This window comes from Arthrobacter sp. 10N44_2 (assembly GCF_056394385.1).
Genome location: NZ_JBFTHT010000023.1, coordinates 39,159 through 60,391, shown reverse-complemented (window position 1 = coordinate 60,391; position 21,233 = coordinate 39,159). Strand labels below are relative to the sequence as shown.

The 21,233-nt window shown below is 69.0% G+C and carries 19 protein-coding genes; 8 read left to right on the top strand and 11 right to left on the bottom strand.

Going from position 1 to position 21,233, the window contains the following annotated elements; all coding sequences use genetic code 11:
* Positions 1 to 1,024: DUF222 domain-containing protein (locus tag AC1DBX_RS19045; RefSeq protein ID WP_476932463.1), on the bottom strand; the 1,024-nt coding region annotated here is incomplete at its 3' end.
* A gap of 185 nt (positions 1,025 to 1,209) precedes the next feature.
* On the opposite strand from AC1DBX_RS19045, the gene AC1DBX_RS19040 reads away from it, so the two are divergent.
* The gene (locus AC1DBX_RS19040; RefSeq protein ID WP_476856443.1) at positions 1,210 to 1,764 is read left to right on the top strand and encodes an NUDIX domain-containing protein; all 555 of its coding nucleotides are present in this window, start codon (positions 1,210 to 1,212) and stop codon (positions 1,762 to 1,764) included.
* Positions 1,765 to 1,774: 10 nt separating this feature from the next.
* On the opposite strand, the gene AC1DBX_RS19035 is transcribed toward AC1DBX_RS19040, so the two are convergent.
* The 3 genes from AC1DBX_RS19035 to truB are packed head-to-tail and all read right to left on the bottom strand — an operon-like array spanning position 1,775 to position 3,652.
* Positions 1,775 to 2,299: a hypothetical protein gene (locus AC1DBX_RS19035; RefSeq protein WP_476849432.1), complete on the bottom strand. Its 525-nt coding sequence runs from the start codon at positions 2,297 to 2,299 to the stop codon at positions 1,775 to 1,777.
* A gap of 1 nt (position 2,300) precedes the next feature.
* Positions 2,301 to 2,654: a hypothetical protein gene (locus tag AC1DBX_RS19030; RefSeq protein WP_230012044.1), complete on the bottom strand. Its 354-nt coding sequence runs from the start codon at positions 2,652 to 2,654 to the stop codon at positions 2,301 to 2,303.
* A complete protein-coding gene (gene truB, locus AC1DBX_RS19025; protein ID WP_476932462.1) occupies positions 2,654 to 3,652 on the bottom strand; it encodes a tRNA pseudouridine(55) synthase TruB in 999 nt (332 codons plus the stop codon). Before truB ends, AC1DBX_RS19030 begins: the two co-directional genes overlap by 1 nt.
* Before the next feature lie 84 nt (positions 3,653 to 3,736).
* Between truB and AC1DBX_RS19020 the strand changes: the two genes are divergently transcribed.
* Together AC1DBX_RS19020 and AC1DBX_RS19015 are read left to right on the top strand one after the other, a co-directional pair.
* The gene (locus AC1DBX_RS19020) at positions 3,737 to 4,951 is read left to right on the top strand and encodes a pyridoxal phosphate-dependent aminotransferase (protein ID WP_223914020.1); all 1,215 of its coding nucleotides are present in this window, start codon (positions 3,737 to 3,739) and stop codon (positions 4,949 to 4,951) included.
* Between the two features lie 88 nt (positions 4,952 to 5,039).
* Positions 5,040 to 5,249: a hypothetical protein gene (locus AC1DBX_RS19015; RefSeq protein WP_028278246.1), complete on the top strand. Its 210-nt coding sequence runs from the start codon at positions 5,040 to 5,042 to the stop codon at positions 5,247 to 5,249.
* Here the strand turns inward: AC1DBX_RS19015 and trxA are convergent.
* The 6 genes from trxA to AC1DBX_RS18985 all read right to left on the bottom strand — a co-directional run bounded on the left by trxA (position 5,246) and on the right by AC1DBX_RS18985 (position 11,969).
* Positions 5,246 to 5,674 carry a thioredoxin gene (gene trxA / locus AC1DBX_RS19010; protein ID WP_476872828.1) on the bottom strand — a complete coding sequence of 143 codons (429 nt, stop codon included), beginning with the start codon at positions 5,672 to 5,674 and terminating at the stop codon, positions 5,246 to 5,248. The two genes, AC1DBX_RS19015 and trxA, sit on opposite strands and share 4 nt — an antisense overlap.
* Before the next feature lie 218 nt (positions 5,675 to 5,892).
* Positions 5,893 to 6,402, bottom strand: a complete 510-nt coding sequence (gene rbfA, locus AC1DBX_RS19005) for a 30S ribosome-binding factor RbfA (protein ID WP_018774499.1) — start codon at positions 6,400 to 6,402, stop codon at positions 5,893 to 5,895.
* 291 nt (positions 6,403 to 6,693) lie between these two features.
* Positions 6,694 to 9,606, bottom strand: coding sequence for a translation initiation factor IF-2 (gene infB, locus AC1DBX_RS19000; protein ID WP_223914021.1), 2,913 nt, complete (start codon positions 9,604 to 9,606; stop codon positions 6,694 to 6,696).
* Positions 9,607 to 9,758: 152 nt separating this feature from the next.
* The gene (locus AC1DBX_RS18995; protein WP_476859050.1) at positions 9,759 to 10,214 is read right to left on the bottom strand and encodes a YlxR family protein; all 456 of its coding nucleotides are present in this window, start codon (positions 10,212 to 10,214) and stop codon (positions 9,759 to 9,761) included.
* A 157-nt stretch (positions 10,215 to 10,371) separates the two neighbouring features.
* Positions 10,372 to 11,352, bottom strand: a complete 981-nt coding sequence (nusA, locus tag AC1DBX_RS18990) for a transcription termination factor NusA (RefSeq protein ID WP_018774503.1) — start codon at positions 11,350 to 11,352, stop codon at positions 10,372 to 10,374.
* Complete coding sequence (locus AC1DBX_RS18985; RefSeq protein ID WP_028277119.1) at positions 11,352 to 11,969, bottom strand: ribosome maturation factor RimP; 618 nt, start codon at positions 11,967 to 11,969, stop codon at positions 11,352 to 11,354. Before AC1DBX_RS18985 ends, nusA begins: the two co-directional genes overlap by 1 nt.
* A 105-nt stretch (positions 11,970 to 12,074) precedes the next feature.
* Here AC1DBX_RS18985 and AC1DBX_RS18980 point away from each other — a divergent pair, with 105 nt between their 5' ends.
* From AC1DBX_RS18980 to fdhF, 5 genes are all read left to right on the top strand, one after another.
* Positions 12,075 to 13,319, top strand: a complete 1,245-nt coding sequence (locus tag AC1DBX_RS18980) for a ferritin-like domain-containing protein (protein ID WP_476932461.1) — start codon at positions 12,075 to 12,077, stop codon at positions 13,317 to 13,319.
* A 79-nt stretch (positions 13,320 to 13,398) separates the two neighbouring features.
* Positions 13,399 to 14,127 carry a VIT1/CCC1 transporter family protein gene (locus AC1DBX_RS18975; protein ID WP_223914023.1) on the top strand — a complete coding sequence of 243 codons (729 nt, stop codon included), beginning with the start codon at positions 13,399 to 13,401 and terminating at the stop codon, positions 14,125 to 14,127.
* A gap of 76 nt (positions 14,128 to 14,203) precedes the next feature.
* Complete coding sequence (locus AC1DBX_RS18970; protein ID WP_476872782.1) at positions 14,204 to 15,289, top strand: aminoglycoside phosphotransferase family protein; 1,086 nt, start codon at positions 14,204 to 14,206, stop codon at positions 15,287 to 15,289.
* A gap of 84 nt (positions 15,290 to 15,373) precedes the next feature.
* Complete coding sequence (locus AC1DBX_RS18965; protein WP_476932460.1) at positions 15,374 to 17,074, top strand: NAD(P)H-dependent oxidoreductase subunit E; 1,701 nt, start codon at positions 15,374 to 15,376, stop codon at positions 17,072 to 17,074.
* Positions 17,062 to 19,737 carry a formate dehydrogenase subunit alpha gene (fdhF, locus tag AC1DBX_RS18960; RefSeq protein ID WP_476932459.1) on the top strand — a complete coding sequence of 892 codons (2,676 nt, stop codon included), beginning with the start codon at positions 17,062 to 17,064 and terminating at the stop codon, positions 19,735 to 19,737. Before AC1DBX_RS18965 ends, fdhF begins: the two co-directional genes overlap by 13 nt.
* Positions 19,738 to 19,754: 17 nt before the next feature.
* Here the strand turns inward: fdhF and AC1DBX_RS18955 are convergent, their stop codons facing one another.
* Positions 19,755 to 21,167, bottom strand: a complete 1,413-nt coding sequence (locus AC1DBX_RS18955; RefSeq protein ID WP_476859055.1) for a pyridoxal phosphate-dependent decarboxylase family protein — start codon at positions 21,165 to 21,167, stop codon at positions 19,755 to 19,757.
* Positions 21,168 to 21,233 lie beyond the last annotated feature (66 nt).

The window sequence follows — 21,233 nt, the reverse complement described above, 5'->3', positions numbered from 1 at the left end:
TCATCACGGTGATCAGGTGTTCGAACTGGTCTGTGGTGGCGAAGATTTCCAGGTGCTGCAGGCCGTGCCGGGGTTTGCGGAGGAAGGCGCCCTGGAGCTGGCGGAGCAGTTCCTCGGAGGGCTCGGCGCCGTCCTGGTCCAGCGCCTCGGCCCAGCTGCGGCTGACCCGGGGCAGGAAGTCGGCGTCGTTCTCGATGGCCGTCGCGGTCAGGGCGTGCTCCATCGCCGCGACGGCCTCCGGGAGGCAGCTGTGCCGGACCCGGTCCAGGGCGAGCGTGATGACGGTCGCGGCCCGGGAGGCGACCTCGCCGGCCGCGAAGGCGGCTCCGAGCTCCGGGTGCACGGGCGGGATGGGCCGGCCGGCGAGTCCCTGCCGGGGCAGCAGCGTGTCGGCCAGGCAGAGCCGGCGCTTGGCCTCGGCGGCGCTGATCCGCAGCCGCGCCCGCAAAAAATCTGTGGCGTTCCGGTAGCCGTCATCCGCCGCAGCAGACATCCCAATTTGCCCGGAAAAGTCACCGCGGGGGCCAGTTCCGGCCCCGGCATGCGTCCCGCCGACAGGTGCGCCGTGAGCCCCGGCGTCGGAAACGGCATCAGCTCCCCCGCCGGCCCCTGCATCCGTCCCGCCGTCGGATTCCTGTTTCCAGCCCGTGAGCCAGCCCGCCTGGGCCGCTTCCTCACCCCAGCCGTGTGCGGCCGGCGCGGCGAACGCGGCTTGTTTGCGCGTCCGCTCTACCGCCGCCGCGGCAACGAGCTGGAAGTATTCGACCGTGCGGGACAGGTCCTCGACGTGGCCGGCAAAGTCCGCGGCCTCCCGCAAGCCAAACCAGGGGGAATCGACATCCGCAGCCGGGCTCGAAGCCCGCAGCGCCGCCAGCGCCGAGTCCACCGCCGCACCCGCGGCGCCCAGAGCGCCGCCGGCTGCGTCAGCCGCGCCGGGAACGGCGGCCAGGCGGGGATGCCGGGAGGACACAGCCGGGCCGGGCCACGGGGCCCGGTCCGGGATGAACTCTCCAATGGCTTCCATAACTAAACTCTGCCAGAGGGGTACGACAGACATAGCGGAAGCCATTCCTGCTGGCGCGTGACTCATATTGGGTGACTCCCGGCAGCGCACTTCAGAGCACCTGGAGCCCATAGGGCACGTCCGAGCACGTAACACTGCGTACGACCCCCGCCCTCCTACGGACCGGTGCGTGGCAAGCTGTAGGGATGGACAGCACAGCCGCTCCCCAAGTCGGGGAATCACCGTTCGCACCACTGCTGCCGGGCGATCCGCGCCGCCCGTTGGGCCCACGCGATCCTGGCGATGCCTGGGTCGATGGCGACCGGGGGCGGTTCTGGGGTCGGTTCGGTTCCGCCGGGCTTCTGGTCCACGACCCCGCCAAGGGGGTCCTGCTCCAGCACCGCGCCTTGTGGAGCCATCAGGGCGGCACTTGGGGGCTCCCCGGCGGCGCCCTGCACCAAGGGGAAGAAGCCATCCACGGCGCGTTGCGGGAAGCACACGAGGAAGCGGCCGTGCCTCCGGGGAATCTCCAGGTCCTGTTTACGTCGGTGTTCGACGTCGGCTACTGGTCTTACACCACCGTGGTGGCCGTTGCCCTGCAGCCGTTCGAGGCCGCGATCAGTGATGCGGAAAGTATCGAACTGCAGTGGGTGGGGATTGACGGCGTCGGCGGCAAGGAACTGCACCCGGGCTTCGCCGCGGCCTGGCCGGGGCTGCGCAGCAGGCTCACTGGGGCCCGGCGCATCGCCGGCCGCTTGTAATCAGCCGGAGTCAGTGGTCCCGGGGCGCGGGCCGTCGGCGGTACAGCCAGATGAGTCCCAGGATCGGCAGCAGGAGCGGGATGAATCCGTAGCCGCGGCCAAACAGGGACCATACTGTCTCGTGCGGGAAGTTCACCGAGTCGAACACGCTGAGTGCTCCCACCACCAGGACGCCCACAAGCTCCACCAGGACTGCCGCCACCGAGACCTTGAACGCGGTGCGCCCCGGCTTCGCCAGAGACACGGTGGCCACGACGTAGACGGCGGCGGCGAACGCGGACAGCAGGTACGCCAGCGGCGCCTCGGAAAACTTGGTGAGAATCTGGTAGCCGGCCCGGGCCGTCGCCGAAATCGCGAAGATGGCATAGACAGCAATCAGTAGCCGTCCCGGCCCGGTGTTGCGGGTATCGGTCGTCGCCGGCGCAGTGTCGGCGGATCCAGCGTCCGCCGGCCCAGTGGTCCGGGACGCCGGCGCCGCCGGGTTTCCGGTGCCGTCGTGCGGGGAGTTTGCGCTCACGTTTTCTGCCTCTTCCATCTCAATACCAGATCTGGTTCATGCGCGCCGCCATCACCAGGGCGGTGACGCCGACGGCGGCCAGGACAAAGTTGCTCCAGCGGGTCCGCTCCAGGATGGACCAGTACACGGCCCCAATCGGGAGGATCAGCGCCGTCGCCAGATAGCCCCAGAACTCCCAAGCCTCCCCCGCGATCCGCTCGCCGCTGGCCACCCGGACAATCGAACCCCCCAGATAGACCAGAAGGGCAAGTTCGACGGCGGCCACCGACAGTATCGTCGTGTCGTTGGGCGCCTTCTTCAGGAGGCCCGCGACGACGCAGATGATGCTGGAGAGCAGGCCAACCACCAGAATAATGTAGAAATACGCGTCCACTACTGGCCGGCCAGCTTTTCTGTGGGCTGCTTATCTGTTGCCTGCTTATCTGTGGCCGGCTTGCCGTTGCCGGGCTTTTCATTGCCGGGCTTTTCGCTATCCGGCGCGAAGACGAGCACTGGTTTGGCGTAGCTTCCCGCATCGGCCAGGAGGGCCACGAGCGAACCGTCCGGCGCGAACGCCGCTGCCGGTTTGTCCGCGGTCGCTGCCTCCGGTGTGCCTGCCGCTGCTCCGGCTCCGATCCTGCGGCCGAAGGAAATCTCAGTGGTTTCCGCCTCGCTGAGTTCACGGTTCGGCATCAGCGCCCGGGCGGCGTCCGAGATTTCCAGTACGTCCAGCGTCTCGGCCAATTGTTCGAGCGTATGTGCCTGATCAAGGGTGTATGGACCCACTTGAGTCCTCCGCAGTGCAGTCAGGTGGCCGCCGACGCCGAGAGCATCGCCGAGGTCGCGGGCCAGGGCACGGATGTAGGTACCGGAGGAGCACTCCACGGTGACGTCCACGTCGAGGGACTCGCCGTCGTGGACGGGACGGGTCTCGTGGATCTCAAAGCGGTGGATCGTCACCGGCCGGGCTGCGAGCTTGACCTCTTCACCGGACCGGACCCGGGCGTAGGCGCGTTCGCCGTTGACCTTGATGGCGCTGACGCTGCTGGGAACCTGCTCGATTTCCCCGATCAGTGCCGCGACGCCGGCGCGGACGGCGTCTACGGTGACCCCGGCGGCGCTGCGGGTGGCGGTGACCTCGCCTTCGGCGTCGTCCGTCACGGTGGATTCACCGAGCCTGATGGTGGCGGTGTAGGTCTTGGACGTGCCCACGATGTAGGTCAGCAGCCGGGTGGCCTTGTTGATGCCCACCACCAGAACGCCGGTGGCCATCGGATCCAGTGTCCCGGCGTGGCCGACCTTTCGGGTACCGGCAATCCGCCGCATCCGTCCAACCACATCGTGGCTGGTCCAACCTTGCGGCTTGTCTACTATCACCAGTCCAGAAAGCACGCCTCCCAGTATATGCGGGCCAGCCCCGCCCCGACGCCCACAGTCCCGCCGCCACCGCGAACGCCGGGCGTTAGGATGGCAGACATGCCCGAGCTTGCCGCACATGTCCGCGACGTCCCGATTAACCAGATCCGCGAGATCACCGAAGCCGCCTGGGGAACGCCCGGTGCGATCGTGCTGAGTATCGGGGAGCCGGGCTTCGCAGTCCCCCGCCATGTCCTCGAGGCCGGCATGGCGTGCTTGGACCGGGACGAGACCAACTACACACCTAACGCCGGGATCCCCGCGCTGCGGGAGGCCTTCGCCGCCCGCTTCCGTGAACACAATGCGACGCCGGTCGGCGCGGAGCGCGTGTACGTGGTCGACGGCGCCCAGCAGGGCCTGCATTTCGCCATGAGCCTGTTGCTCTCCCCCGGGGATGAGATCCTCATCCCCAATCCCGGCTACCCCACCTTCGCGATGACGAGCAGCCTGCTGCACGCCGTTCCGGTCCGCTACCCGCTGTACCCGGAGCACGATTTCCAGCCACGGATCGAGGACATCGAGGCGCTCATCACGCCCCGAACCAAGGTGCTGATCCTGAATTCCCCGTCCAACCCGCTCGGCGCTGTCCTGGGCGAGGACCTGACCCGCCGGCTCGTGGAGCTGGCGAGGCGGCACGATCTGTGGGTCATCTCCGACGAATGCTACGAGGCGTTCACCTACGATGTCCCGCACGTCAGCCCGGCCCGCTTCGACAGTGACGTCCCGGGCGAAGCACGCGTTTTCACCTCGCTCACGCTCTCCAAAACCTACGGGCTGACGGGACTGCGGATCGGTGCGCTGATCTGCCCGCCGGGGCTGGAACAGAAGATGAACAACGTGATGGAGTCGATCGTGTCGTGCGTGGCCTCGCCGTCGCAGTACGCCGCGCTGGCAGCGCTGACCGGTCCGCAGGACTACGTCAGCCACGCCCATGCCCACTACCGGGCCAACCGCGACGCGGCCTCGGCGGTGCTGCGCGCCCACGGCATCCCCTACCTCGCGGCCCAAGGCGCGTTCTATTTGTGGGCGGACGTCTCGCATGCCAGTGGCGGGGATGTCCGGTCATGGACGCGCCGCTTCCTGGCGGACTCCGGGGTGGCCTTCGCCCCCGGCACGGCGTTCGGCTCGATCGGCGAGGGCTGGATCCGGATCGCGCTCTGCGGCAGCCAGGCCGATTTGGTGGAGGGCCTCGGGCGCATCCCTGCACGCGAGCCGGCTGCGGGCACCGACAGGTCCACCGGCCCTATCGCCGGGCCGGCCGGCGCCCTAGCCTGAGCTCACGGCGCTTCCAGGCTGGCCCACTGTCCTGGCGTCGGACCTGGCCCGACAGGGCGCCGTGGATTTCCAGCCGAGGGAGTACATCGTGTGGTGGCAAGACCTGCTGTGGGGTTTCTGGAATGGGCTGACGGCATGGATCGTCCTGATCGCCCATGTATTCGGGTTCTGGAGTGAATTCCCGTTCTATAACTCCGCCCGCGCGGGGAACTGGTACGACTTCGGCTACCTCCTGGGCATGGGATCTCCCGTGCTGGGCGGCGGGCTGGGAGCCCGAGGACGCTCAAGACGCCGCTAGGCGGACAGTGCGGCGTCGAGCCAGCTGCGAAGGGCGGCCGACGGCGGCGCACCGGCCTGGCGCGTTGCCACCGCGCCGTTCTTGATGACGAGCAGCGTCGGGATGGCCTGGATATCGAATCTCCGGGACAATCCCGGGGAGCTGTCGACGTCGACCTTCACCAGCTTGAACTTTCCAGCCCGCTCCACGGCCAGCTTGTCCAGCACCGGGCTGACCATCCGGCACGGCCCACACCACGCCGCCCAGAAATCGACGAGAACCGGAACGGTGGATTGCTCCGCGACAACCGGGAAGTCGGCGTCGGACGCCGCCACGATCCAGGCAAGGTCCCGGCCGCAGTTGCCGCAGCGCGGGTGCCCGGCAGCGGCCGCGGGAATCCGGTTGGTCTTCCCGCAGTGCGGGCATTTGGTCAGGCTGGACTCCACGGCACTCCGCCACCTTTGCGCATAACTGCGGTCCTTGATGCTTCTATATTCGTCAACCGTGGCCCGGCCGTCCACCTCCACGCCGCTCCCGGACAGACTCGAGGCGGTTTTCACCCGGATCCCGGGTCACCGGCAACGGCAGCTGGATCTTTGCGAACGGATACGACAACAGGGGCCGGATCCGTTACCGGTTCCGGCCCCTGCTGTTGAAGGCATTCCTACTTGTTGCGGTCCTCATCGATTGCGTCGTTGTCGATGAGGTCCAGGTCCTCTTCGTCAAAGTCGTCCTCGTCGAGCTCCACGTCCTGCGGAGTGTCACTCTTGTAAGGATCGGCGTCGCCGGCGTGCTTGGCACTTTCGGCAAGCGCGGCCACCTCGGCGTCGCGCTTCTTCGCCGCCCGGAGCAGCTCCTCAAGGTTCGAGGCGTTGACGGGGATCTGGTCAGCCACGAACTCGAGCGTCGGAGTCAGCCGCACGGTGATGTTCCGCCCGACTTCCTGCCGCAGCACTCCCTTGGCCTTCTCCAGCCCCTTGGCGGCATCGGCCTGGGCCACTTCGTCACCGAACACGGTGTAGTAAACAGTTGCGTGCTGCAGGTCGTTGGTCACCCGCGAGTCGGTCACGGTGACGCCTTCCAGGCGGGGATCCTTCACCCTCCGGCCCAGCGCCTCAGCAACGACAACCTTAATCCGCTGCGCCAACTTGGCAGCCCGTGCGGGATCAGCCATTTCCACTCCTAAAATTTGGATGTACGACGGCGCTGTAACGGCTGCCGTACACCAGTTGGGTTTTCATGCCACGCGCCTAAGGCGAGTCTACGACGGACTCCCGTTGGATTCTTCCGGCGGCCCTTTTGAGCCGTGGAGGGGGCCCGGGAGTGGCATCGGGCCTGCCGGAGCTGGGTGGCCGACGTCGTAAGACGTCGGCCACCCAGCGTAGGGGCGGGGCCCCCTCTACGGCGGAAAAGTGCAGGGCCGCCGGAAAATCCAACGGCCCCGCACCTGTACTGCTAAACCAACTTAGACGCGCGGCTTCTCGCGCATCTCGAAGGTCTCGATGATGTCACCTTCGGTGATGTCGTTGAACGAGCCAAGACCGATACCACACTCGAAGTCCGTGCGGACCTCGGTTGCGTCGTCCTTGAAGCGCTTGAGCGTCTCAACGGTGAGGTTGTCACCGATGATCTTGCCGTCGCGGCTGATGCGGGCCTTGGCGTTGCGCCGGATAACACCGGAGCGGACGATCGAGCCTGCAATGTTGCCGAACTTGGAGGAACGGAACACTTCGCGGACCTCGGCGGTGCCAAGCTGGACCTCTTCGTACTCCGGCTTGAGCATGCCCTTGAGGGCTGCCTCGATGTCATCGATTGCTGCGTAGATGACGGAGTAGAAGCGCATGTCCACGCCTTCGCGGTCTGCCAGTTCGGCAACACGCTCGGCGGGCTTGACGTTGAAGCCGATGATGACGGCGCTGTCGACCGTTGCCAGGTTGACGTCGTTCTGCGTGATCGCACCGACACCGCGGTGGATGACGCGGAGCTGGACACCCTCGCCGACGTCGATCTTGAGCAGCGCGTCTTCGAGGGCTTCCACGGCACCGGACACGTCACCCTTGAGGATGAGGTTGAGGGTGTCGATCTTGCCATCGGCGACAGCCTGGTCGAAGTCTTCCAGGCTGATGCGCTTGCGGCGCTTGGCCAGGGCGGCGTTGCGGTCGGCGGCTTCACGCTTCTCGGCGATCTGGCGGGCGGTACGCTCGTCAGCGGTCACGAAGAAGGTGTCACCGGCGCGCGGGACGTTGGACAGACCCAGCACCTGCACGGGGCGGGACGGGCCAGCCTCGGTCAGGGCGCTGCCGTCGTCGTCGAACATCGCACGGACGCGGCCGTGGGCCGTGCCTGCCACGATGGTGTCGCCGACGTGCAGGGTACCGGACTGAACCAGGACGGTGGCCACGGAACCGCGGCCCTTGTCCAGGTTGGCTTCAATCGCGATACCGCGGGCGTCCTTGTTCGGGTTGGCGCGCATGTCCAGGGCAGCGTCTGCGGTGAGCAGAACGGCGCCGAGGAGCTCGTCGATGTTCAGGTTCTGGCGGGCAGAGACCTCCACGAACATGGTGTCGCCACCGTATTCTTCCGGAACCAGGCCGTACTCGGTCAGCTGGCCGCGGACCTTGTCCGGGTTGGCGCCTTCCTTGTCGATCTTGTTCACGGCCACGACGATCGGCACGTTGGCCGCCTGGGCGTGGTTGAGGGCTTCAACGGTCTGCGGCATGACGCCGTCGTCCGCTGCGACCACCAGGATGGCGATGTCGGTGACCTTCGCACCACGGGCACGCATGGCGGTGAACGCCTCGTGGCCCGGAGTATCGATGAAGGTGATTTTGCGATCGATGCCTTCGTGGGCGTGGGTGACCTGGTAGGCACCGATGTGCTGCGTGATACCGCCGTGCTCGCCCGCCATAACGTCGGACTTGCGGATGGCATCGAGCAGTCGGGTCTTACCGTGGTCAACGTGACCCATGACGGTGACAACCGGAGGACGTGCCTCGAGGTCTTCATCGCCTTCGGCTTCCAGTTCGGCGTCGAAGTCGATGTCGAAGGTGGAGAGCAGCTCGCGCTCCTCGTCCTCCGGGGACACAACCTGGAGCTTGTAGCCAAGCTCCTCGCCGAGCAGGGCGAAGGTCTCTTCATCCAGCGACTGCGTGGCCGTGGCCATTTCGCCGAGGTGGAAGAGGACCGTCACCAGTGCTGCCGGGTTTGCCTCGATCTTGTCGGCAAAGTCCGTGATGGACGAGCCACGGCGAAGCCGGACTACGGTGTTGCCGTCGCCGCGGGGTACGCTCACGCCACCCAGCGACGGAGCGCTCATCTGCTCCAGTTCCTGACGCTTGGCACGCTTCGACTTGCGCTGCTTGCCACGGCCTGCGCCGCCCTTACCGAAGGCGCCCTGGGTGCCGCCGCGACCGCGACCGCCCTTACCAAAGCCACCACCGGCCGGAGCGCCGCCACCGGCACCGGGAGCACCGGTACCCGGAGCGCCACCCGGACGGCCCGGACCACGGCCTCCGCCGCCGGGACGGCCGGCACCAGCGGGTGCGGGACGTTCGGTGCGGTTAGGCATCATGCCGGGAGTCGGGCGGTTGCCGCCGGCTCCTGCCGGACGACCGGCGCCGGGAGCGCCGGCCGGACGCGGGGCGCCGGGGCGGGGGCCGCCTGCGCCTGCTGCCGGACGGGGACCACCCGGACGGGGGCCGCCAGCGCCTGCTGCGGGGCGCGGACCACCGGGGCGTTCACCCTCGGTGCGGCTTCCGCCCGGACGGGGCATTCCCTGGGAAGGAGCGAACGGGTTGTTGCCCGGACGCGAGGGACGTTCGTTGTCGCCGCCGCGGCCGCGGGGCATGCCCTGGGACGTGGCGAACGGGTTGTTGCCGGGACGGGGACCGCCCGGACGCGGTGCAGAACCACCCTGGCGTGCCGGAGCAGCCGGGGTTTCGGCCTTAGGGGCCGGACGCGCGCCGGGCTTGACGCCCGTCGACGGAGCGGCCGGGGCCTGGGCAGCGGGGGCTGCCGGAGCCTGGGCGGCGGGGGCTGCCGGAGCGGCGGGCGCGGCGGCAGGTGCCGCAGCGGCCGGAGCCGGAGCTTCAGCCTTGGGTGCTGCAGCCGCCGGCGCTGCGGGCGCAGCGGGGCCGGGTGCAGGCGCCGGACGGGTCGCTGCCGGGCTGGCAGATGCCTGGGGGGCGGACGCCGGAGCTTCGGACTTCGAAGCTGCGGGGGCGTCGGGGTAAGCGTTGCGCAGTTTCCGCACAACGGGAGCCTCGATTGTTGACGAGGCGGAGCGAACGAATTCGCCCAGTTCCTGCAGTTTGGTTACTGCATCTTTGGAAGTAATACCGAGCTCTTTAGCAAGCTCATGTACGCGGACCTTGGCCACATTTCTCCTGTCTCGGTCCGCACCGAGCCAGGCACGAACCGTCTACTTCTTACTGCGGGCCTCCGCCGCGAATGCAGCTGAAAGGCCCATTGCAGAGCGCAACAAAGTTGTCATCGTTGCGCACTCATCGCTGGGAACTCATCGGGTTTCCATCAGTTTTCTGACCCGCTTTCAGGTTGGACGGTTGTTGCTGCGGCCACCGGGGTGCCCACGGCTTCCGTGCCGGCAGTGATCCGGCGTTCAACATCGGCCGTACCGGCTGCGCCGTTGAGGGCGCGGCCGAACGCTCGACGTTTGACCGCCAGTGCCAGGCACTTTTCGCTGGGGTGCAGCCATGCTCCCCGGCCAGCCATCCGGCGTCGTTCATCCACTACGACGGCGGACGAACCACCGGCGCCGGCGACGAGCCGGAGTAACTCCGACCGCGACCCTTTTTGTCGGCATCCGATACAGGTGCGCTGCGGCTGATTCCCGAGGTGTTGCACATGTGCCACGTTCGAGTATCTTCCTGCCAGTACAGCTGCTTGGTGAATCACCGCGTCCCGGGAATCCGGGAAAAACCCAGACGCGCCAAAGACACACGGATACCGGCCGTTAGGCGCGGTCATGTCTATTCTAGCCCCTCCGGCGCCCGGGTCCCGAACCCAGGCATGCCGGTCAGCTTGGAAATCACGGCTAACCCGTGAGAGCGCACACAGGCCGCGGGCCGCGATGGCGGCCCGCAGCCCGTGTTCGTGCGCGTGTTCGTGCGCTTGCGCGTTTGCGCTATTTGCCGGTGTTGACGGCGGCGTCGGAGACGATGTCGATTCGCCATCCCGTGAGCTTGGCGGCGAGACGGGCGTTCTGGCCCTCTTTGCCGATGGCGAGGGAGAGCTGGTAGTCGGGAACGACCACCCGGGCCGAACGCGTCGCCTCGTCGGTGATTGTGACCGAATTCACGCGCGACGGCGAGAGGGCGCTGGCGATGAAGGTCGCAGGATCGTCGTTGTAGTCAACGATGTCGATCTTCTCGTCGTTCAGTTCAGTCATGACCGCCCGGACACGCGAACCCATTTCACCGATGCAGGCGCCCTTGGCGTTCACGCCGGGGGTGTTTGCCTTCACGGCGATCTTGGTGCGGTGGCCGGCTTCGCGGGCAAGCGCCACGATCTCGACCGAACGGTCCGCGATCTCGGGAACTTCGAGTTCGAAGAGCTTCCGGACGAGCCCGGGGTGGGAGCGCGACAGCGTGATGGACGGGCCCTTGGTGCCGCGGTGGACGTCGATCACGAAAGCGCGCAGCCGGTTGCCGTGGATGTACTTCTCGCCGGGAACCTGCTCGGGCGGCGGCAGCAGTGCCTCCACCGTGCCCAGGTTCACCTGGATCATGTGCGGGTTGTTGCCCTGCTGGATGGTGCCGGCGACAAGCTCACCTTCACGGCCCTTGAACTGGCCCAGCACGTTGTCGTCCTCAGCGTCCCGGAGGCGCTGCAGGATGATCTGCCGTGCGGTGCTCGCCGCGATGCGTCCGAAGCCCGCGGGGGTGTCCTCGAACTCGCCGATCGGGGCGCCGTCGTCGTCGATCTCGGTGGCCCAGATGGTCACGTGGCCGCTCTTGCGGTCGAGCTCGGCCCGGGCCTTTTCGAAGGCGCCGGGGGTCTTGTGATAGGCCACGAGCAGTGCCTGCTCGATTGTTGGAATCAGGAGATCCAGCGGGATTTCACGCTCACGCTCCAGGAGTCTCAGTGCGCTCATGTCAATATCCATCAGGCCTCCTCAGAAGGTCCATTGTTTGCTTTTTCCAAGCCGGCCTCTTCGAGGTGGCTGAACTCTATCTCGACTTTTCCGCTGCGGATCCTGTCGAAAGGAAGCTTGACGGGTTCACCCTGTTTGGGCTTCATGCCCTTCTTGACGGCAATTTCCGGAACGAGGGTGACTCCCCCATCGTCCACGGACTGGACCCTGCCGGTGACGTTGTCGCCTTGGATCACGTTCACGTTGACCATCCGCCCGCGGGCGCGGTGCCAGTGCCGCTCCTCGGTCAGTGGACGGCCGACGCCGGGTGAAGAGACTTCGAGCTCATAGGGGCGCGCGTCCATGCTGGGGTCGTTGTCCAGGGTGTCCGAGAGGGTCTTGGAGATCTCGGCGATGACGTCGAGCCCGACGCCCCCGGTCTCCTCCTGCGGCAGGTCCACCACTACGTGGACCACCCGGTTGGCACCGGCGACATGGATGGATACGTCCTCCAGGTACAGCCGGTTCGCCAGCACTGCGGGTTCCAGGAGTGCGTGAAGGCGCTCGGCCTCGACATTTTGAACGGTTGCGGCTTCAGCCTTTCCCGTCCCGGTCCGGTCTGTTGAAGTCGTGGCTTCTGCGTTGGTCATGATGCCGGCCGCCTCCCGCTAGATGATGTTGTGTGTACTAGCCTAGCGATTTTCCGGGCGGCGTGGTGCACGCAGTTCCGGGCCGGCATGACAACATGGTCTGTTGTGAAAGACGACACCAGGGAAAAGCGATGGCAGGATCACTTTCCCCGGTCGCTCCCCCGCTATGTGCTTTTGGTGTGCCTCGCCCTGGTGGTGGTGAGCCTGGGCGTGGTCCTGACGCCGGCCAGGCCGCCGGAGCCTGCGGCGCCGCCCTTTTCTGAGCAGGCGCGCGCCGCCGCACTGGCCGAAACCCGGCAACTGCTGGACGCCGGCAGCCAGCTTGGCACCGCGGCCCGGGCCGGTTCAAAAGACAGCCCGGCCGAGGGCGCGGATGGCCGTCCGGCCACTGCCGGGAATCCCGCCATCGAGCGGACTGTGACCTTGCTGACACTCCAGGCGCAAGCGCTGCTGGCGCCCGGAGAAAGTCCTGCGGACCCGGCCGGCGCGGCTGCCGCCTCCGGCCGGGCAACGCCCCCGGCAGCGTCCTCCGCCGCATCRACTCAGTCCGCTTCCGGAGCGCCCGGCTCCGGGGCGTCCGCCGCACCTCTTCCGGCGACCGCAGCCGGGCTGGTGGCGGCCTTGGCAGACAGCGGCCGCCAGCGCCTCGCGGACGCTGCCAAGGCCGACGGCGGCATGGCACGGCTGTTGGCCGCCGTCGGCACCGCTCAGCTGCTGCAGGCGTCCGCCCTCGCCGCCGGCACCGGAACGGCGGCGCCGGCAGCCGACGTAACCTCGCCGCAGGTGTCCGGCACCTGCCCGTCGCCGTCCGCGACGGCGCCCTCCACAGAGGGTCCGGCCGCAGCAGAACCGTCCACAGCAGCGCAGCCCGAAGGAGAGCCATCCGCGGCCGCGTCCAGCCTCGGCGGCGCCCTGGCGTCGGCTGCGCGGACCGAGGCGCAGACCATCTACGGCTACCAGGTGGCGCTGACCCGGCTCGGTGGCGACGCGGCGAAATCCGCGGCCGAGGAACTGGCCCATCATGACGCGCTCCTTGGCGCCGTGGAATCCCTGAGCCGGCTGCATTGTTCCGCGGTGCCACCACGCGAGGCGGGCTACGCGCTGGAGCCGTCCTTCCTGGCCTCCCCCGCCGCCGGCCTCGGCGACCTGGAAGCCGCCGCCCTGCCGGTCTATGGCGACCTCGTGGCGCTGAGTGAGGGCGGGACCCGGCAGTGGGCCATCGCTGCCCTGTTCGGGTCTGCGAAGCGGGCGGTGCAGTGGGGTGCGGATTCCGGCGCCCTGCCGGGCCTGGACAGGGCCTCGATGCCGACGCGGCCGGCGGGCGAAACGCCGTCGCAGCCCGCAGGCTGAACGCCGGAGCAAGCCTCGGCTTATTTTGGTAAGCCTTGGAATACTGGCATGCCCCGGCGCCGGGTGATTTGCTGTAGGCATGGAAACGACCGGCGCCGCAACCCAGCACGAGAACGAGCCGCACCACAATGACATCGCACACCGCCTCAATTGGCTCCGCGCGGGCGTTCTGGGGGCCAATGACGGCATCGTCTCCGTCGCAGCGATCGTCGTCGGCGTCGCCGGCGCCACCACCGACACCGGAGCAATCCTGCTCGCGGGCGCCGCGGGCGTGGTGGGCGGCGCTATCTCGATGGCGCTCGGGGAATATGTCTCCGTCAGCAGCCAGAAGGACAGCCAGCACGCCTTGATCGAAAAGGAGCGCCGGGAACTGGAGGAACAGCCGGAGGAAGAGCTCGAGGAGCTCGCGGCGATCTACCAGGGCAAGGGCCTCAGCCCCGCGACCGCACGGACGGTGGCCAAGGAACTGACGGCGCACGACGCGCTCGGCGCGCACCTCTCAGCCGAACTCCATATTGACGAGACCGACATCGTGAGCCCCTGGCACGCGGCGTTCGCTTCTGCCATCGCGTTCCTCGCCGGTGCAATCCTGCCCATGCTGGCCATCCTGCTGCCGCCGGAAAGCATCAGGATTCCGCTGACCTTCGTGGCCGTGCTCGTGGCGTTGGCCGCCACCGGCGCCGTGGGCGCGTGGATTGGCGGCGGCTCAAAGCTCAAAGCAGCGATCCGCGTGGTGATTGGCGGCGCCGTTGCGCTGGTGGCAACGTTCGCGATCGGCAACGCGCTCGGCGCGAGCGGCATCGTCTAAAGGCCCCCCGGTCCCAGAGGAACCATCCGAGGCCCGCCAACGCGGCGGCGACCCCTCCGGCCCTACGATAGGTCCCGTGAACGCGATCCCAGACGTCCCCATCCCGCCTGATCTTTCCCGCCGGTACGCCCGTACCCCTGCGGGACGCACCTGGCTGGCGACACTTCCTGACCTGATCGGGCGATTCCTCGACCAGTGGGACCTGGAGCCGGATCTGGAACCGGGTGCCCTTCCCTGGAACGGGCACGGCGGCGTCGTCATTCCCGTGCGGCGCCGGGACGGGCAGGGGTCCCCGGGCAAGGGCGAGGCAGCCGTGCTGAAGCTGGCTTTTCCGCATGAGGAGGCCACCCGCGAACACCACGCCCTCGCCCTGTGGGGAGGTCACGGCGCCGTCAGGCTGCTGGCCGCCGACGCCGGTTCCTGCGCCCTGCTCCTCGAGCGCCTGGACGCCTGCCGCTCCCTCCTGGATGTCCCGCTGGACACGGCGGTGACCGCGTGGGGCGGCGTGGTCCGCCAGCTCAGCGTGGTCCCGGACAGCCGGCCGGAGTGGCGGGAAATCGACCACGTGGCGGCACGGGCCGAGCGGTGGAGCGATGAATTCCCGGAGGCGTGGGAACACCTCGGGCGGCCGTTCCCACGCTGGCTGCTCGAAGCGGCGCTGGAGGTCTGCCAGACCCGCGGCGCCGTGGGCCGGCGGTCCGGCAAAGACGTCCTGGTCCACGCGGACCTGCACTATTTGAACGTGCTGGCCCGGCCGGGCGTCCCGGACCCTGGAACCCGGAAGGAAACACCGCCGCTGGAGTACGCTGCGATTGATCCCCAGCCCATGATCGGGGAGGCGGAGTTCGCGGTGGCCCCGGTGCTGTGGAACAGGCTCCGGGAACTGCCGCAGCAGGATCCCGGGCGGGCCCTGTTCGCGCGGTGCGGGGATTTCAGTGCCGCAGCCGGGCTCGACGCCGAGGCCGCCCGGCAGTGGAGCCTGGCGCGCGAGGTTGAGAACGCCCTCTGGTATGCCTCGCAGCGCCACTATGACGGCGATCTGGCCCGATCGCTGTGGGTGGCGAGCACGCTGGCGGGCCGGACGCTTCCCGGCCTGCCCGCCCCGCAGGAACTGCCCGATCCGGGCCAGGACATGGCCCACTGGGCGGCGGACCAGCACTAGCCGCAGCCGGCTCCTTCAGCACTTGGCGATCCGGGGACTTTTGGCTCTTCCCCGACCGGGGGTGCCGGGGAGAAGGCTGGACACATGCACGAACCCCGTGGCGGGCGCTCAGCCGCCGAACCTGCCGGGCAGGAGGGTCGGGACAATGACGATCCTTTCCTCCGGTATGCCGCCCGCTTCGAGCGGCCCATCGTGGAGATCAAGAGTATGCTCCGCGGCTCCGTTACCTCCCCGGCCGAGATCGCCCGTGCGCTCGGCTTGCCCGCCGCAGCGGCCGAGGGACCGGCATCGTTTTTCGCCGACTTCTCCGCGCCGCACGGAACCCGGCACATCCGGGCATGCGGTGCAGCCGCCTGCTTCGCGGCGTCCGGCGGCAGGCACATGGCGGAAGTGGAAGCGGCGCTGGGAGTGGAGGCGGGGAGCCGAAGCGCGGACGGCGCCGTATCGCTCCAGGAAGTGCGCTGCCTGGGCTACTGCTTCGGCGGACCGGCAGCCCTCGACGGCGAGGACGCGTGTGCAGGGCCCGACCTGGCGGCCCAATTGCAGGGGTCGTCACCGCGGAAGGCGCCGCCCATCCCGGTGTCCTGTGACAGTGCGTACGCTGTGGTGACCGCCGGGCTGCTGGGAGCCTCGACGCCATGGTCGGCCTGGCCCGGCGTCGTCGCCGCAGGAACACCTGAAGATGTCCTCAGCCAGGTCGAATCCGCCCGACTGAAGGGACGGGGCGGAGCCGGCTTCCGCGTCGCCGCCAAATGGCGGGCCGCACTGGAACACCCTGCACCGCGGGTGGTTGTGGCCAACGGTGATGAGGGCGACCCCGGTTCCTTTGCGGACCGCTTGCTCATGGAACAGGACCCGCACCGGGTGCTCGAAGGCCTCGCCCTGGCCTGCTTCGCTGTCCGCGCGGAAACCGGCGTCGTGTTTGTCCGCTCAGAGTATCCCCACGCCGTCGCCCGCCTGCAGGAAGCGCTGCTCGAGGCACGCGCTGCCGGGCACCTCGGCCCGGACGCGGGAGGCAGCGGATTCAGCCTGGAGATCCACGTAGCTGTTGGCGCGGGGTCGTATGTCTCCGGCGAGGAAACGGCCCTGTTGAACGGGCTCGAAGGCCTGCGCGGCGTCGTGCGGCCCCGCCCGCCGTTTCCCACGGCACGGGGGCTCCACGGACGGCCCACCGTAGTCAACAACGTGGAAACACTCAGTGCGGTGCCGTGGATAGTGCAGCACGGCGGAGCCGCATACGCGGCGATGGGGACCGCGGACGAGGCCGGCACGGTGGTCGCCTGCCTGTCCGAACGGTTTCTCCGGCCCGGCGCCTACGAGGTGGAGATCGGCACGCCGGTCCGGCGGATCGTGGAAGATCTCGGCGGCGGGCTTCGGGACGGGGCAGCGATGCGTGCACTGCAAATCGGCGGCCCCCTGGGCGGCTTCCTCGGCCCCGCCGACCTGGACGTGCCCCTGAGCGATGCCGCCCTCACCAGCCGGGGAGCGGCCCTCGGCCACGCAGGGATCGTCGCCTTCGATGACAGGCTTTCGGGCGAGCAGGTGCTGCGGAACCTGTGGGACTTTGCGGCGGCGGAGAGCTGCGGGCAGTGCTCGCCCTGCCGGGTGGGGACATGGCGCGGCCGGGCCCTGTCGGAGCGGCCTGACGGGCCGGGTATCCGCCGGGAACGCGGCGAGGTGCTGCGCACAATGGCGGCGGGCAGCCTGTGCGCTTTCGGCCGCCGGGTGCCGTCCGCGGTGTTAAGCCTCGCCCGCGTCTACGGTCTGGACGGATGGCCGTCGTGAAACTCGTTGTCGACGGCCGACTGGTCGAGGTCGCGGCCGGAGCCACGCTGCTCGACGCTGTGCGGGCGGCCGGCCTGGCCCTCCCGACGTTGTGCCACGATGACCGGCTCACCACCGTGGCCTCGTGCCGTACGTGCCTGGTCGACATCACCGGCCGGGGCCCGGCCGCCGCCTGCAGCACCCCGGCGGAGGACGGATTGCGCGTCGCCGTCGAGGCGTCCCGGGCGTTGCGGCGGGATGCCCTGCGGGCCATCGTCGCGGGGCTGCCGACGCGGGCGCTGGACGTCCCGGCCGACCGCAGCGAACTGGCCCGGCAATGCGCCGACTACGGGGTGACTGCCCCGCCTGGTGCCGTCACGCCGCCGGAACGCGGACTTGACCACTCCCACCCGTACGTCAAGCTTGACCGCGATCTCTGTATTGCCTGCGGGCGGTGTGTCCGCGCCTGCGCGGAGATCCAGGGCACGTTCGCCCTGACCCTCACGGGCCGCGGAGCCGGCACGGTGGTGGCGCCGGGCACCGGTGGTCCCTGGGCGGAGTCCGACTGTGTCTCGTGCGGGGCGTGCGTGGATACCTGTCCCACCGGCGCCCTGTCCGAGCCCGGGCTGCTCAACATGCTGCCGATCGAACGGCAGACCCGGACCACCTGCGGGTATTGTGGCGTCGGCTGCAGCCTGGAGGTCTCCACCCGTGACAACGTGATCATGACCGTCCGGCCCGCCGGTGAGGGCTCAGTGAATCGCGGCCACGCGTGTGTCAAGGGACGGTTCGCCCACGGGTTCCTGGGTTCAACAGACCGTCTGACAACCCCGCTGATCCGCAGGAACGGAACCCTGGCGCCCGCGTCGTGGGAGGCCGCAACGGGTTACGTGGCCGCCAGGCTTGCCGGGATCCGGGACGCGGACCCGGGCGGATTCGCCGTCATCTCCTCGGCCCGGGCCACCAACGAGGAGAACTATCTGGCCCAGAAATTCGCCCGGGCCGTCATGGGGACAAACAACGTGGACAACTGCGCCCGGCTCTGTCACGCCCCCTCGGCGGCCGGCCTGGCCGCGACGTTTGGCCTGGGCGGCGGCACGAATGCATTTGATGACCTCGACCGGTGCGACGTGATCCTCCTGGTTGGCGCGAATCCGACGGCGGCGCACCCCGTTGTCGGTTCACGGATCTTCCAGCGGGTCATGGACGGCGCCCGCCTGGTGGTGGTGGATCCCCGGCGCACGTACCTGGCCCGGCACGCCGACGTCCACCTGCGGCCCCGGCCGGGAACCAACGTGGCCGTGTTCAACGGCCTGGCCCACGTCCTGGTCCGCGAGGGGCTCGTGGACTCCGCCTTCCTTGATACCCACACCAACGGCTATGACGAGCTGCTCGGGTTGCTCGAGGACTACCCGCCGGAACGCGTAGCCGAAATCTCCGGTGTCCCGGCGCACGACCTCGTGCGCGCCGCCGTGATGTACGGTCAGGCGCTGGTCCCGGCAATCTTCTACGGACTCGGCGTGACCGAACACCGGCACGGCACGGACGGTGTCCGGACCCTGTCCAACCTGGCACTCCTGCGCGGTGCCGTCGGGCCGGGCGCCGGCGGCGGGGTGAACCCGCTGCGCGGGCAAAACAACGTCCAGGGTGCGTCTGACATGGGGGCTCTGCCTGACCTGCTGCCCGGCTACCAGAAGGTCTTGGACCCGGCAGCGCGGACCCGCTGCGCCGAGGCCTGGCGGGCCGATGTGCCGTCGCGGCCAGGGCTTCGGATCCCGCAGATGTTCGCGGCCGCCCGGGACGGGGCGTTGCAGGCGCTGTGGGTGATCGGGGAGGACGTGCTCGCCACCGATCCTGACAGCGCTTCGGTGCGGGCGGCCCTGGCTGCCTGCCCGCTGGTGATCTGCAACGATCTGTTCCTCTCCCCCACGGCCGCCGCAGCGGACGTCGTCTTTCCCGTGGCCGCCTGGCTCGAGAAGGACGGCACATTCGTCAACTTCGACCGGCGCTTCCAGCGGGTCAGGGCCGCCGTGGCGCCCCCGGCCGGCGTCCGCACAGACTTCGCGGTGCTGCACGCCGTCGCGGCCCGCATGGGGGCGGACCTTGGATGCCCCACACCGGAGGAGGCCATGGCGGAGTGCGCCAGCCTGGCGCCGCTGTTCCGCGGAATATCCCACGCACGCCTGGACCGGGACGGCCCGCTGCATTGGCCGTGCGGGTCCGCCGCTTCACCCGGAACACCACGGCTCTATCAGGACCGGTTCGCCACTCCGGACGGTCTGGCACACCTGGCCGCGCGGCCGTACCTGCCGCCGGGCGAGCAGTGCGACGCGGCCTATCCGTACCTGCTCGTCACCGGGCGCAGGGCGGAGCATTACAACTCCGGCAGCATGACCCGCCGGACCGACAACCTGGTCCTGCTCCCCGACGAAACGATCGACGTCGAGCCCGGGGACGCGGCGGCGCTGGGACTGAATGATGGCGATACTGTCCGGCTGGACAGCCGGCATGGAATGGCGGTCCTGCGGCTCAGGATCACGGACGATGTGGAACCCGGTCAGGTGTTCGCGGGCTTCCATTTCCCCGGCGCAACAGTCAACAGCCTCACCTCTGCCGTGGAGGACGAGGTAACGGGGTGCCCTGAATACAAGGTGACCGCGGTCCGCATCTCCGCGCACGCGTAACTCGCTAACCCCCGCAGTCAGCCCCGCACCGCCGCCAGCGCGTCGCGGACGGCGTCGACGGCGACTCTGACGTCGGCGTCGTCCGTGCTCCAGTTGCTCACCGAAATCCGCAGGATATCGCGGTCCTGCCAGCGTGACCCGGACATCCAGACCCGGCCATCAGCCATGACCCTCTCCGTCACGGCCCGGGTCACGGCGTCGTCGCCAAACGCCAGAGACACCTGGGTGTAGTCGACGTCGTTGAGCACCTCCACGCCGTCCAGCGCCCCGAGCTGCTCGGCCAACTGCGCGGCCCGCTGCACGAGCGTGCGGACCTGGCTGGCGACGCCGTCGCGGCCCAGGGATTTCAGCGCCGCCCACACCGGGACGCCCCGCGCGCGGCGGGAGAGCTCAGGCACGGACTCGAACGGGTCCCCGGCACCGTCCGCGGCCTGGATCAGGTAGCTGGTGTGCAGCCCCATCGCCGACCGCAGGGCCTGGGCGTCGCGCACGATCACGATCCCGCAGTCGTACGGGACGTTGAGGGTCTTGTGCGCATCCGTCCCCCACGAATCGGCCAGCCCGAGTCCCGCGGTCAGGGCGGACAACTCGGGCACGGCGGCCGCCCAGAGTCCGAAAGCCCCGTCCACGTGCACCCAGGCGCCGTGCGCCTTCGCGACGGCGATGGCCTCGGCGAAGGGGTCGAAGGCGCCCGAATGCAGGTTGCCGGCCTGCAGGCACACCAGGGCCGGGACCGGGCGGCTGTCCTCCCCCGCACGGAGCGCAAGGTCCAGGGCGCAATCCAGCTCGGCCGGGATGATGCGCCCCTGGCGGTCGGACGGCACCACGGTGGGACGTCCCAGGCCCAGGTAGCGCAGGCCGAGGTCGATGGTGTCGTGCCGTTCCTGCCCCGCAAAGCAGCGGATCCGGGGCGCACCGGCGAGGCCGTCGCCGTCGAGGTCCCAGCCGGCGTCGGCCATGAGCCGCCAGCGGGCGGCGGCGAGGCCGGTGAAGTTGGCCATGGTGGCGCCGGTGGCGAAGCCGACGTCGGACTCCCCGGGCAGACCCAGCAGCTCAAGGATCCATTTGCCGGCGGCTTCCTCGATCGCGGCGGTGGCGGGCGTGGCGAAGCGCAGCCCCGCGTTTTGGTCCCAGGCGCTGAGCAGCCAGTCGGCCGCCAGCGCCGCCGGCAGCGTGCCGCCGATGACCCAGCCGAAGAACCGCCCGGACGGCATGGCCATCAGCCCGGGTTCGGCCTTGGCCGCAAGATAGTCCACCACTTCCGCCGCCGGCATGCCCTCTTTGGGCAGCGGTCCGCCGAAGTCGGCCGCCAGCTCGGCCGCCGTGACCTGCGGCCCGATTCGGCGTGTTCCCTGGCTCTCAAGCCACCGGCGTGCGTGTCCGGCCGCGGCCTCGAGGGCATCCCGGTAGCGTTCCTCACCTGCTGACATAGCTGCATGCTACGCCCGGGGCCAGCGGACCGGGAGTCCCATGCGGGTTGCCGCGGAACCAGGCGG